Here is a 12,858-nt window from a genome sequence, read left to right as displayed (position 1 = left end):
GACCCAAGAAGACACTTCATAAAGAATCTCGAAGCCTCAAGAATACGATTGTCAGTTAGCCACTTCAAGAGGTGAGGAGTTCAACTGAGCGGTCTGTAGCCTTATTTAGGATTTTGTTGCAAGGCAGTGAAGTCAATCGTGAGAAATTCTTTATAAATCAGCTTAGTATTCGAATTTACGTACCGTGCTTTAATGAGCTAAGTAAGCAAAAAATCTGAGTTTTTGGAGCTGATTGCAACATAATATAAGAAGAAATTAGGCGTAGCGGGCGACGGCACAAGTTTTAGAAATTCATTGTAAACGTTTCCATGATTTTGGTGTGGCTCACAGATTCTTTTGTTTTTTTCATTATGATGCAGCGTAATTTCCAGTTTCAAGGTAAGACAAGATGACGGACAAAACACTGATTGAGCTAACCGGTCAGCAAACTCAATTGATTGTAGAGTTAGGCGAATATGCAGAGATTCTGCATTGGGGACAACAAGTAAGTGGTGACCTTAGTGGTTTCCGCATGGCTTTACATCGTCCCGTGCCATACGGTCGTTTGGACAGCGACGTATCCATGACTCTACACCCAGAGCTTGGTCGTGGCGTTTTTAGCAGCCCTGGTGTGGAAGGGCATCGCGATGGTCAAGATTGGGCGCCAGTGTTTGTCATCTCCCATATTGAACAACAGCACGACAGTATTGTGATTGAGAGCGAAGATGCGATCGCAGGTCTTCGTTTACAAACCGAACTTAAGCTTGATAGCAACGATGTGGTGAAAACGCGTCATACGCTCACCAACAAAAAAGCAGGCGTTTATCATGTGAACCGTCTTGCCAATACGTTGCCTTTGCCCGCTCGTGCGAATGAATTGATGACTTATTACGGCCGTTGGGTTCATGAGTTCCAAACCGTGCGCCAGCCATTTCTAATGAAAATAGATCAAAAATAAACCTATCTTTAATTCTTTAAACCTGTATAGTTGCTCTTGCTCTGACAAAGAGTTGTTTAAAGATAAAATATAAAGTAAGTTTTCCAGCGTCATCCTTAGCAAGTTTCTCTCTGTATCTCCCTTAATTCTCTATCTCCAAAATAATACCTATGTTCAGTGCACCTTAATTTTAATTTCATAAGGGGCATAATATGTCTAATCAAACAATTGGCACAGTAAAGTGGTTTAACGAAACTAAAGGTTTCGGTTTCATTTCTCAAGAAAATGGCGATGATTTATTTGTTCATTTCCGAAGCATCTTAGGTGATGGATTTAAGAAGCTTGTTGAGGGCGAAAAGGTTTCTTTTACTATAGGTAAAGGACCAAAAGGTCTTCAAGCTGAAAATGTAACGGCACTATAGTCTTACAGTTGAATTTTAACTTCCTTATCATTATTAGTATGGTAAGGAAGTTGCTCTGGCAAAGAGTTGTTTAAAGATAAAATATAAAGAAAGTTTTTCAGCGTCATCCCTAGCAAGTTTCTCTCTGTAACCTCACTTAATTCTCTATCCTAAAAATAATACCTATGTTCAGTGCACCTTAATTTTAATTTTTATAAGGGGCATAATATGTCTAATCAAACAGTTAATAACGAGAATAGATTTAATAGAAGTAAGACTATTCAAAATAAACAAACATCAACTACTGAAAGAGTAAAAGTAAATAGTCTTCTTCAAAGAGTCGTCAATGGTCAAGCTGGCGTCGTTTTGGAGGAGTTATTTTGAGAAACAATGGAAGAAAAAAGATCTGGTTCAAGTTGAAAAAGTGCGAATCAAGCACTAGAAAGAAATTTCTATCAAATTGAATATATAGCTTGTGAGGGGCTGATTAATCGACCTCATTTTAATAACCCTGACAAATTTCAGGGCACAACACAGCGCAAAGAACAAAATCCTGCGTTTTAAAGGTGGGCTGAGAAACTTAGAGAGATTCCCTACTCCCTTCGTCAGTCTATTGAATGACGAAAAAACGCAGAGATTGGTCATTACTGCACTTTTTGTCTGTTCTAGACCGGTTTACAAGGACAGTCCAAGCAAAAATTCAAAAGAAAGCTACCACTAAGACGACAAGAACTGTCCCTTGTGGTCTTTCTCTTACCTTTCCACTTATTCTCGATTTTATCAATATAACTTCCCACAAATGCAAATGAAATTGATAATGACTTGTATTAACATAGTTTGACTTCAATGAGATAGGATGTTTTTGATGTTTGCTAGCATAACGATTGTATTTAGAGAAGGCTTAGAAATGGCCATTATTGTTTCTTTGCTTTTAGCCGCAACAAGAGATATACCCAACAGATCAAGATGGATTTTAGGAGGAACAGGAACAGGAGTCATTCTCGCTGTATTACTAGCCATTTTAGCGTTAAACAACGCAACTATTACGACACTAATTGAAGGCAAAATCACAGGAGGAATCATCCTAACGTTATCTAGTATTTTAATTGGTTATACCGTTATTTGGATGAAATCAAACGGAATGAAAGCTTCTCAAGATATCAAAGCTTCTGTAAATAATATCAAAGAAAACAATAAACCTTTATTTTCACTAAGTTTGGTCGCTTTCTTTTGTGTTTTCCGTGAAGGTATTGAAGTTGTATTATTTCTTCTAGGTTTAACAAGTGACAGTGAAACAACCGGACTTGCAATCTTAAGTGGTAGTGGAATCGGAGCTGTTGGCGCGATTGCTGCAGGTGTTGCAATGTACTTTGGTTTCATCAAAATCAATCTTGGTAAAGTATTCAACTTCTTTGCAATATTAATGTCATTTTTAGCTGCGGGTATGGCAATGAATGCTGTAAGTAAATTTACTTCAGCAGGGTTAATTAATCCAATTATCAACCCATTATGGAATAGCACCGCCTTACTTGATCATCATTCAAATTGGTTTGGCTTATTGATTCACGTAATGTTTGGATATACAGAAAAACCGAGTTTAGCTCAGCTGATCGCTTATATTGTTACATTAGTTATTCTTTTTGCATTAACCAAAAATCAAACAATTAAATATAAGAAGAAGTAAACTTCACTACCTAATTCGTTACATTCTAAGCTGCGCTTAAGACTAACCATAATCTGGACTTTTACCTGTAAACGCTAATGTGGGCATAGCAATAGCTATAGAACTTACTACTAAAGTCTTTTTAAGTAATACCGTCTGCTCAAAACGAAAAAAGCGCAGTGATTATCCATCACTGCGCTTTTTTTATGTTCTGTATCAACAGTTAGCTATGTTGGCGGCGCAAGTTATCTAAGATGATACCAGTCGCCATTGCTACGTTGAGTGACTCTGCGCCACCGAAGGCTGGAATGGTAATCTTATCTGTCACAAACTTAGCAGCGTGTTCGCGAATGCCGTGAGACTCACTACCCATCAGTAAAATACCTTCAGCAGCAAATTCCGTTTTGTGTACGTTTTCACCTTCGAGAAACGCTCCGTAAACAGGTAAATTTGATTGCTCTAGGTAGTTTGGCAGGTCAAGCTGGCTTACCGTCACACGGCCAAAACTGCCCATCGTCGCACTAATCGTTTTCGGATTATATGGGTCTGCACAATCGCTGCTCGCCACAATGTGCTTGATGCCATACCAATCAGCAACACGAATAATCGTACCTAGGTTGCCCGGGTCAGACACGCCATCAAGAGCTATCATCAAGCCTTGCGCTTTGGGTGTTTCTACACTTGGAATTTCAACCACTGCAATTGCAGCATTATTACTAACGAGCGTGCTCGCTTTGGTTAGGTCATCAAGCGAGGCTTCGATGCATTCAAAACCGCTCAGCTCGCTGCGATTCTCAGCCAGAAACTCTTGAGTCGCAAAGATCTGCTTAACCGACAGAGCGCTATTTGCCAACTCAAGTACGTTCTTTTCTCCTTGCACCAAAAACAGACCGTGTGCTTTACGCTGTTTCTTTTGGCCAAGAGCTCGAAGTAATTTAAGTTGGTTTTTTGAAATCATAATCTGTCCAAGGTAAGAGGGCTTAGCCCAAATAAAAGCGCGGCAATTATAGAGTAAAGCCTTGGTGAGCTAAAGAGGCTAGTCAAGATTACTCAGATTCTGATTGCACCAGTTCAATGATTTTTGTCGTTTTCTCGAAATGATCAAGCTCATGAGTCTGAATCCACCATGTCGTAGCTTCCATCAACAACACTGGATTTGGTGCCAACCTTTACCGGGTGGATGACCCGTTTTGTACTGACCGAGAATTGGATGATAAGAACTACACCGTCGATCACTTCTACAACAAGCTGTTTAAACTCGAAGCGATGATGAATACCGAATCTGCAAAGCAAGAAGCGCGCAAAAGAACGGCCTATATGGAAGGATTTCTTCAACAGCTGAAGCAAGAAATAAGGTGATAGAAGCAACATTCGGTTATCAGGAGAGTCCTTTTAACAAAGCCCTCTCACAAGTAGTTCTGCAACATACTCAAAAGCTGGCGACCAGAAAATGGCTTTTCAAGAAAATCCGTCGCTTTGGCATCTTCACATTTGGGCCAAGTTTCTTGTTTTGTGTCGGCGGACGATATGATGATTGGGACATCTTTCATATTGGGGTGTAAACGTATCTGTTGAGAGAGCTCTAGCCCTCCTAACTCAGGCATATGGAGATCAGTAATCACTAAATCGACCCGTTTTTCCTTCAAAATTTCCAACGCATGTTTGCCATTTCTCGCGTTAATGACCTCAAGAGGTGTTGGCGCTAAAATCGCTTGCACCAACACCAAATTAATCGGAGTGTCATCAACGGCCAACACCACTTTTCCAGACCAATTAGTCATGCAACTGCCGGAATCAATCGATTCTTTCGTTGAAGTATTAGGTTGTAAAGCACTTCGATTCACTTCTAACGAATGTGGAATAGCGATTGAAAATGTAGAACCCTTCCCGACGACAGACTGAACCTTCAGCTCACAACCTAATGAAACTAGGATTTCCTTGGAAATATTAAGCCCGAGCCCCGTTGAGCCTGCACCATCATACTCACCACTCACTTCTACTTCTTTAGAAAAGAACGGTTGAAAGATTTTTGAGGTATCTTCGATGCCCACCCCAGTGTCCGTTACATCAAGCTGGATAGATTGGGATTCTCCAACTCTGTTCAAAGAGAGAGTAACTGACCCCTGATCAGTAAACTTAATCGCGTTTGAAATCAGGTTGATCAACACTTGAAAAAAGCGCGAACGATCTGACAGCAAATAACAGGCTTCACAATCTAGGTTGTTCGTGACTTCTAACGAGATGCCTCTCTCTTGTCCTCGATAAGAAAACAGATCACGAACATTGTAGAGCAGCGCAACAATATCAAACTCCACTTTTTTAATATTAAGTTCCGTATGTTGAAGGCGGCTCGCATCTAATAGGTTATTCACCACATTGAGGAGATGTAGACCCGACTCGTTCATGATCTTCAATTTCTCAGGAACATCACTTGCGGTATGATCATTTTGGACCAGTTCTAGAAGCCCTAGCATTGCATGGAGTGGGGCCCTGAGTTCATGAGACATACTCGCGAAAAAACGCTCTTTTGCTTTGGTCGCGAGCAAAGCGTCAAACTCTGCACTTTTTAACGCCGTCATATCCGCGTGAGTCCCTGTAAAACGTAGCGCATTACCTTCGCTATCACGTTCAACCACTCGCCCCCTATCTAGGATGTACACCCAACTACCATCAGCATGCTTCATTCTGTGCATGTTCTCGTAGAAATCGGTTTTACCTTCTAGGTGGTCTTGAATATCGGCTAAGCAGCTATCCATGTCATCAGGGTGTACTCTGGTAGACCAGTCATCTAACGTCATGCTAAGTTCATCTAACCTTAACCCCAACATACTTGCCCAATTACCATCAAACACAACTTCATTAGTAACTGGAGACCAATCCCACATTCCTAATCTTGTGCTATCTAAAACGAGCTTCAAACGTTCTGGTGTGTTTGCAGTATTAAGTAGACATTTTTGCATACCTAGACGACCCTCACTGTTATGGCAATAGTTACAGTGTAGTCAATAAATACCCAAGACAATGTAACGCTAAAGGGGTAGTACGTTGAAATACTGCTTTGCTAACGCACACTTACCCTTGAGACTTTTCTGGACTCACCTTAGCTTCAAACTCAGCAATACGAGCCACGAATGCCGGCTTATCTTTTGGCGATATTGTGCGTCTATCGGATAACGGTTAAAGGCTCGCTCTAGGCTGTTACCATCTCGATCATAGAAGCGTCCATCATTGGCTAAAAATGCAGAGACATCACCTTTCACCAGCTTAAATGAGATCGCTTGAATTTCACTGTTCCCCGTCGGATGGTCACCAAAATATTGCTTATTGACCATCACATCGAACTGGTCACCTGCACGAAGCGTACGAGAGAAATTAACCTTATCTTTCAACACCCGAGTAATTTCAGTAATCTGCTTTGATGACAGGCCTATCTTGTAGGCAGAGCAGCACAAAGGCAAAGCTGCATAAAAGAAATCGTGACATGTTGTCCTCGCACACTGTTGTCGTTTGCGAAGATAATATGTCAACGACCTAGATTTGACCTGTTGCCATTATGACAACAGGTATTTCCAATTACGACATCGGTAAAAGCAGCTACTTCATACTGCCTTGTTCAGCTTGAAGATCTTGATTGTTATGGTGGAGATGAGCTTGGTTTCTTTCGATAAGATCCATGGCTAACAGAGGATTCAGCGCACGTACCTCACCTTTTGTGTAAGGAACCGGTATATCCCACGGATTATTTTGGTACATACCTTCTTCATCAAATTGGACAAAAAAATTCATGCTTACCTCCAACAAAAAGCATCAAGCACCCGTTAATTCTAGTAGGTAATTTACACTTTTATTAGTAACACCATACCAAGATATGCAGAGTTTTTACGATATCCTTTGACGCTCAATAGCTTACCGATAGCCAATTCAGCAATAAAGCGCCACATCATCAGCGCCCAAGGCCATCAAGAATGATGTAATCGGCACTGGCATCCAGAGCAAACTGGATATCTTCTTCGATATGATTGGCACTGAGCTTGAAACAAATCGGAATGCCGCCAGTGACTTCTCGTACCCGATTGGCGAAAGTCTTAAAATCGTCAACGGTATGTAAGTCTTTAAATGTCGGCGCATAGATGGTCAATGTTCCAGCTTCAATGCCTCGCACCTCTGCAATTAGCAGTTGCTCACGCTAAAAAATGCAAATTAATACCCCACCAACCTCTCACTTTGAGTAATCATTGTAGGGCTTCGAATCTGAATGGGTCACGGCTAACTATACTTTAAGTAGGATCTCGAGATCCAAGGAGGCAAGCCATGGACTTTACGGAAAAACTCAGACTAAGGGGCAAAGCTGAAGAAGACCTTTACTTCACCCACTTAGATCAAGAGCTAATAGAAGCGATACATAACAACCCGAATTGGTTGGAAGAACACCAAACTCATCACCCTGATGATGAGCCAAATCTTGTCGACACTTTAAGTAAGTAACCTTTTGACAAGATTCCAAGCTGAAAGGGATCGTAATGGATTAATTGAAAAAGGCAGAGTTCTCCCTGCCTTTTTGTTTTGGTCTTTACCTTCATAAAAAATCTCACCATTCGTAGGATAGTTGTATGGAGGCTGTGCTGTCTCCATTTCATGGCTTAAAACCGCTTCATTCTTAACCACAGCATCAAGCAGTGAATAGCAAAATTCGATATTTTAGTTCTAGCAATTACCTAATGATCTCTATAAGGAACAGAGATACGATTCTCGCTTTGCTTTCTTACACTGTTTTTTATGTATAACGACCAATTGATGATGCTCTTAGCCGTGGCGGAGCGTGCATCTCTGCTGCTAATGGCTCTGCATTTTTTCACCCATATGCGAGTATTTCAGACCATTATTGCAAAACAAAGCAGAAGCGGTGTGGAGCTGACCGTTCTGACCGTGTTCTTTACTCTTTTTGCCATTTTCAGTACCTACACTGGGGTAAACGTTGAAGGATCATTAGTTAATGTACGCATTATCTCTATTGTTTCTGGTGGCATTCTATTTGGCCCTTGGGTTGGTTTACCTGTAGGATTAATCTCAGGCATCCACCGCTACCTGATCGATTTAAATGGCCCTTCCTCTATCCCTTGCCTTATTACAAGCGTACTAGCTGGAGTAGCTGCTTCATGGGTTCATATCAGAGCAAATTACGCAAATTATGCGAAATATGGCCTCATCGTCGCGGCTTCATGTGAAGTGCTGACCATGATACTCATCATATTGACAAACCAAGACAAGGCGCTAGCGTTCTCTATCGTACGGACTATCGCTTTACCGATGATCCTAGGCTCACTTTGCTTAGTGCTGATAATCAAATGGCTCCAAGATATGGAGAGCGAAAAAGATAAGGTCGCTGCATACCAAGCTAAGCAAGCTCTTAAAGTCGCCAACCAAACCTTGCCCTACATTCGTCAAAATTCGCCCGATGCACTGACTCAAGTCTGTAATATTATACGTTCTGAAACACAAGCGGATGCTGTTGCAATAACCGATACAAAAGACGTTCAAGTATACGTAGGCCAAGGAGAAGAGCAGTTTTGCAATCTTCACAACCAAATAAGTCTGATGACACAGCAAGCGATTCAAGATAACCGAATCATTAAAAGCAACGATATTCGCGAACATTCATTTCGTTCGTTAATGATCATTCCACTTTCTGAAAATACCAAGGTGACCGGAACCCTTAAGATCTTTTTTAACAAGCCACATCAAATCACCCTTGCACTACATGAAATGGCTATCGGACTATCACAGCTGATATCGACACAGTTGGAAGTGGCCAAAGTAGAAAGACTGAAAACAATGGCTAATGAGGCAGAATTTGGTGCATTACAAAATAAGATCAACCCTCACTTTTTGTTCAATACCTTAAATGCCATCTCAACTTTAATCCGAATTCAACCAGATAAAGCACGTGAACTAGTCGGCAAATTAGCAGCCTTTATGCGCTTTAATCTTGAGAATGTCGATGAAATGATTCCCTTAGAAGCGGAACTTAACCAAGTCAGGGACTACGTCTCCATTGAAAAAGCGCGCTTTGGGGACAAACTAGAAGTTGAATTTGATATAGACAACGTCACCGTATCCGTCCCTCCACTTATCATTCAACCTCTGGTAGAAAATGCGATAGGCCACGGTATCATCCCAAAAGGTAGCGGGGGTAACGTACGAATATCGGTGAAAAACCGACTCAACAATATTCTAATTTCCGTCTGTGACGACGGCATAGGAATTCCTCAGTCTGTTATACAATGCATCCAAAATGGCACTATCGAATCTAAACGAATTGGGCTGAATAATGTACATCAACGTCTCAAGCTTCTCTATGGTGAAGGTTTGACAATTTCACGCTTAGAGCCAGGTACCGAGTTCTCCTTTACTATTCCGACAGGACCCTCTCAATGAAAACCGTAATATTAGTCGAAGACGAGCCTCTTGCTGCAGAAGAATTGAAATACTTAATTAGCAAATACAGTGATCTCGAACTTATCGCAGAGTTTGACGATGGACTTAAAGCCTTCGAATATTTGCAAAGTGCCCAAGTTGATGTCGCCTTTTTAGACATCAACATACCTTCTATCAATGGCATGCTATTAGCAAAAAGCCTTTATAATTCAAAATCTCAGCCTAAAATCATCTTCACGACTGCGTATCGAGAACACGCTGCTGAAGCATTTGAAATAGAGGCTTTTGATTATCTATTAAAACCGTACACTGAAGAACGGTTTCAAAAAACTTTGCAGAAATTAAGTCAAAAATGCCAGCCAGAGACCGATAAGTCGTCGTGTACTCATTTAACGCTTTACCAAGGGAGTCGTATTCGAGTCTCAGAGAAAAGCGACATCATATTTGCTGAGGCAAATGGCAAAGTGACTCAAGTAGTGACTATTCACGGTACCTTTACTTCACCGCACATGCTCAGCGAGTTCGTGGAAAAAAATCAATCGACCCGATTTTTCAAAACCCACCGCTCATTTTGGATTAACCTCGATAAAATCGAAGAGATAACACCTTGGCACAGTGGTACCTATCGACTCAAGTTGAAAGGAAGTGACAAGCAGATCCCGGTCAGTCGTTCGAGCATCAAAGCATTTCGTGACCATATGGGGCTGTAATTCATTCCCTATATTTGCATTTCATTCCTAACAGGGGTTTTGCGCCCATTTCAGCGAAAAGTCCAATGTGAGCCTACAGCTCTTTATTTATAAGGGCTGTAGGGAATGGCTTATTTTCTAACACCCTTCTTAGGCCACCAGTTCGACCATGCTCTCCTCTCTCCAAGGCTCTAAGTTCTCAAGCAGTTTCTCTAGAACAATATTGTCTTTCTGAATACCAAAGGTGTAATTACCGGCAAGTTGGATATGACGCCATGCGACTGGAGATAAACCCGCTATCAGATTCACCACCTCCTGATTACCTTCTTGCTCAAACTTATCAATCAGACTGGATAGCAAGGCCGAGTTATAATAAATGATGCAGTTAGCAATAATTCTCGCACAATCATTCCATTGATCTATCTGATAATCATTACCTCCACGGAATTGATTTCCATTGATTGAAGCAATAGCTCGACGTAGTTGGTGGTAGGCTTCGCCACGGTTCAAAGCTTGCTGGACAAACTGTCGCAGGACTTTATCGTCAACATAATCGAGTACATAAAGGCACTTAATGATTCGGTCATACTCTCTAAGTGCGGCTAATGTTCGACTGTTCTGTTTACCATTCGACAGCTTGGTAATGATCGTACTTTGTGTCGTTGTCTTACGACTTAACGAGCAAATGATCCTTTGAATATTTTCCCACTCACGTTTGATTAGTGAGGTGTTAAACGGTCGGCGCAGCTTTAATGATACGGCCTCTCCATGCTCTATTTCGAACAAATCATGGAAGACATATTTAAACTTGGCGTATCGTGGAGCGAATTGGTAACCAAATAAGTCAAGGATCGCAAAGTTGACATTATTGACCCCATGAGTATCGGTTGCTAACGCTTTAGGCTGAATATCGCTGCTATTGTTATAGAGCAAATCAAAAGCATGATGTCCTTCATACTCGTTAGCTGAAATTATCTTGGTGTTGATTGGCACATGGTTTGACACCAACGTTAGGGCGGATACCCCTTTACCCTTACGGAAGTATTTTGCTGAAAATCGAGCTTTGAATGTATTGATACGGCAGGCATGCTTTTGACCATCAATACTACCAAAGGGGGTGGACTCATTGATTGTGTAATGTTTAAAGATTGGAAGTTTTGCCAGCGAATCTGAAATCACATCATTGGCATCGCTTGTCGTCTCCGGCCGAATATACCCATCATTTACGGCCCTCAGAACACCAATGGCTCGATCAGATATCGATGACATATGATGCAATCCATAATTAGAGCCATTGCCAAAGATACAAGCGAGTAAGTCTTCTTCTCTCGCCTTACTCCCTAGCTTCTTAGTTCCGATACTTTTGAAGGCATCTAAGTAACCGGTTCTCTGATTTACGTAATCCATAATTTCGATAATGCCCATATGTTGAAGTTGGTTGTAAATCGGGTTATCAAGATCGTCTTTCCAACGCTTATTGGCTAACTTCCAAGTGAGCTGGTTGGTGCGAGGTTGATGGATAACAAAATCATTGGCTCCATCATTGATATTACGGCTGACTTGAGACATTTTGTGACGTACGGATTTTGTTAATGTCGCAAGGGTTTGCTCGATAGGAGCAATCAACTTATCTAACCCTGTATTGGCAACAAGATTTTCATTCTTTTTCCATTCAGTTATAGGGATAAGATCATCTTCGAGACGTTTGTTTTTCGCACTTTCATTAACAAATATATGGTTGCTATCAAGCATTCGAGAGACTTTCTGGTACAAGTAATGTTCAAAACGTCGATAGTTAACGCCTTCCTTATCAACGATATAGTCTTTGTCCTGCTTAAGAAGTAACCTTTGGTCTGCAGTACAAAGGTGCTTTTCTTTTTGAAGCTCTGATTTTGCTACTTGTAATTGCGTAGAAAGTAATGTCTGACCGGGTTCACATTCAATATCTATCGCTAGAAAAAGGGGTCTAATCGAGTTTGAGATCTTTCTATATTGGCTGTCAATGTATTGCCACTCGTATTGTCGCTTATCAAAATTTTCCTTATTTAAGTGCTGACTAATGAGCTGGATTTCATCTTTGGAGAGCTTTTCAAAGGCATTTTGCCGAATATCACCAAATTGAGTCTGGTCACTGACGGAGTCATCGACAAATAGTCCAAGGAGGTGACCGGCGTGGGTCAACTTGTCTCTGACCACTTCAAGCTCATCTGCAATCCGTTGTTTAGCGGCGGCAGAGGCGGATTCCCTTAGTTTTCTGGTCACATATTGAAAAGCAGTGACTAACTTATCATTCGTTTCTTGATAACGAAAAAACAAGTAGCACACGATGTATAGCATCCCTTGCCATTCAGGAGAACGGCGGATCTTATAGATAGATTGGTGTCGAATAATAGACGCGTAGTACGTTAAGTTTCCTTGCGATAACCCTAGTTCATTGATGAGTCCTTTTATCTCCTGATACACACTTCTTATTGTATTGTGCGTTTCAATTTCACGCATGAGTTCCGATGGGGTGAAGTCTTTCGCTGAGCCTTTCTGCGCAGAAAGTTGATTCAAGCGCCCTTTGGTATGCAGTATTTTTTTAAGTTGCATATGAGTGGTGTCTGACATGGAGCTTGAGAGAATGGACTCTGTCCTCTTCCTCTCACTGGCTAGGACGGACGTGATCATGGTTTGTAATGTTGAATAAGCGGCTAAGCCAATGCGTTTTTGGCCAAAGAAGGCTAAGCATTCATCAAAAATATACTTGGGATA

At 41.2% G+C, this 12,858-nt stretch carries 10 protein-coding genes and 5 pseudogenes; 8 read left to right on the top strand and 7 right to left on the bottom strand.

The window, feature by feature from the left end; translation table 11 throughout:
* Nucleotides 1-388: 388 nt before the first annotated feature.
* The 4 genes and pseudogenes from ACU01J_RS05275 to ACU01J_RS05260 form a co-directional block, all read left to right on the top strand.
* A pseudogene (locus tag ACU01J_RS05275) lies at nt 389-916 on the top strand (glycoside hydrolase family 36 N-terminal domain-containing protein); the annotation flags it as partial.
* 212 nt (nt 917-1,128) lie between these two features.
* Nucleotides 1,129-1,338: a cold-shock protein gene (locus ACU01J_RS05270; RefSeq protein ID WP_481084715.1), complete on the top strand. Its 210-nt coding sequence runs from the start codon at nt 1,129-1,131 to the stop codon at nt 1,336-1,338.
* A gap of 207 nt (nt 1,339-1,545) precedes the next feature.
* Nucleotides 1,546-1,701, top strand: coding sequence for a hypothetical protein (locus tag ACU01J_RS05265; RefSeq protein WP_481084714.1), 156 nt, complete (start codon nt 1,546-1,548; stop codon nt 1,699-1,701).
* Nucleotides 1,702-2,182: 481 nt separating this feature from the next.
* Nucleotides 2,183-3,001: an FTR1 family iron permease gene (locus tag ACU01J_RS05260; RefSeq protein WP_481084713.1), complete on the top strand. Its 819-nt coding sequence runs from the start codon at nt 2,183-2,185 to the stop codon at nt 2,999-3,001.
* Nucleotides 3,002-3,203: 202 nt separating this feature from the next.
* Here the strand turns inward: ACU01J_RS05260 and ACU01J_RS05255 are convergent, their stop codons facing one another.
* Nucleotides 3,204-3,938 (bottom strand): TrmH family RNA methyltransferase, encoded by a 735-nt coding sequence (locus tag ACU01J_RS05255; RefSeq protein ID WP_481084712.1) that lies wholly within the window; start codon nt 3,936-3,938, stop codon nt 3,204-3,206.
* Nucleotides 3,939-4,026: 88 nt separating this feature from the next.
* Nucleotides 4,027-4,137 (bottom strand): annotated as a pseudogene (locus ACU01J_RS05250) (DUF6500 family protein); the annotation flags it as partial.
* Between ACU01J_RS05250 and ACU01J_RS05245 the strand changes: the two are divergent.
* A pseudogene (locus ACU01J_RS05245) lies at nt 4,136-4,339 on the top strand (HD domain-containing protein); the annotation flags it as partial. The pseudogenes ACU01J_RS05250 and ACU01J_RS05245 sit on opposite strands and share 2 nt — an antisense overlap.
* A 47-nt stretch (nt 4,340-4,386) precedes the next feature.
* Here ACU01J_RS05245 and ACU01J_RS05240 read toward each other — a convergent pair.
* The 4 genes and pseudogenes from ACU01J_RS05240 to ACU01J_RS05225 all read right to left on the bottom strand — a co-directional run.
* Entirely contained in the window at nt 4,387-5,940 is a 1,554-nt protein-coding gene (locus ACU01J_RS05240; RefSeq protein WP_481084711.1) for an ATP-binding response regulator, read from the bottom strand.
* 186 nt (nt 5,941-6,126) lie between these two features.
* Nucleotides 6,127-6,423 (bottom strand): annotated as a pseudogene (locus ACU01J_RS05235) (peptidase M23); the annotation flags it as partial.
* A gap of 151 nt (nt 6,424-6,574) precedes the next feature.
* The gene (locus ACU01J_RS05230; protein WP_269977973.1) at nt 6,575-6,766 is read right to left on the bottom strand and encodes a hypothetical protein; all 192 of its coding nucleotides are present in this window, start codon (nt 6,764-6,766) and stop codon (nt 6,575-6,577) included.
* Between the two features lie 163 nt (nt 6,767-6,929).
* A pseudogene (locus ACU01J_RS05225) lies at nt 6,930-7,151 on the bottom strand (glutamate synthase-related protein); the annotation flags it as partial.
* Nucleotides 7,152-7,291: 140 nt separating this feature from the next.
* Here ACU01J_RS05225 and ACU01J_RS05220 point away from each other — a divergent pair.
* The 3 genes from ACU01J_RS05220 to ACU01J_RS05210 all read left to right on the top strand — a co-directional run bounded on the left by ACU01J_RS05220 (nt 7,292) and on the right by ACU01J_RS05210 (nt 10,125).
* Nucleotides 7,292-7,465: a hypothetical protein gene (locus tag ACU01J_RS05220; RefSeq protein WP_481084710.1), complete on the top strand. Its 174-nt coding sequence runs from the start codon at nt 7,292-7,294 to the stop codon at nt 7,463-7,465.
* A gap of 309 nt (nt 7,466-7,774) precedes the next feature.
* Nucleotides 7,775-9,415, top strand: coding sequence for a LytS/YhcK type 5TM receptor domain-containing protein (locus tag ACU01J_RS05215; protein WP_481084709.1), 1,641 nt, complete (start codon nt 7,775-7,777; stop codon nt 9,413-9,415).
* Nucleotides 9,412-10,125: a LytR/AlgR family response regulator transcription factor gene (locus tag ACU01J_RS05210; protein ID WP_481084708.1), complete on the top strand. Its 714-nt coding sequence runs from the start codon at nt 9,412-9,414 to the stop codon at nt 10,123-10,125. Before ACU01J_RS05215 ends, ACU01J_RS05210 begins: the two co-directional genes overlap by 4 nt.
* A gap of 129 nt (nt 10,126-10,254) precedes the next feature.
* Here the strand turns inward: ACU01J_RS05210 and ACU01J_RS05205 are convergent.
* On the bottom strand, nt 10,255-12,858 hold a 2,604-nt coding region (locus ACU01J_RS05205), incomplete at its 5' end, for a Tn3 family transposase (RefSeq protein WP_481084707.1).

This window comes from Vibrio sp. 2433-A1 (assembly GCF_056726085.1).
This window is presented reverse-complemented; position numbering and strand designations above follow the sequence as displayed.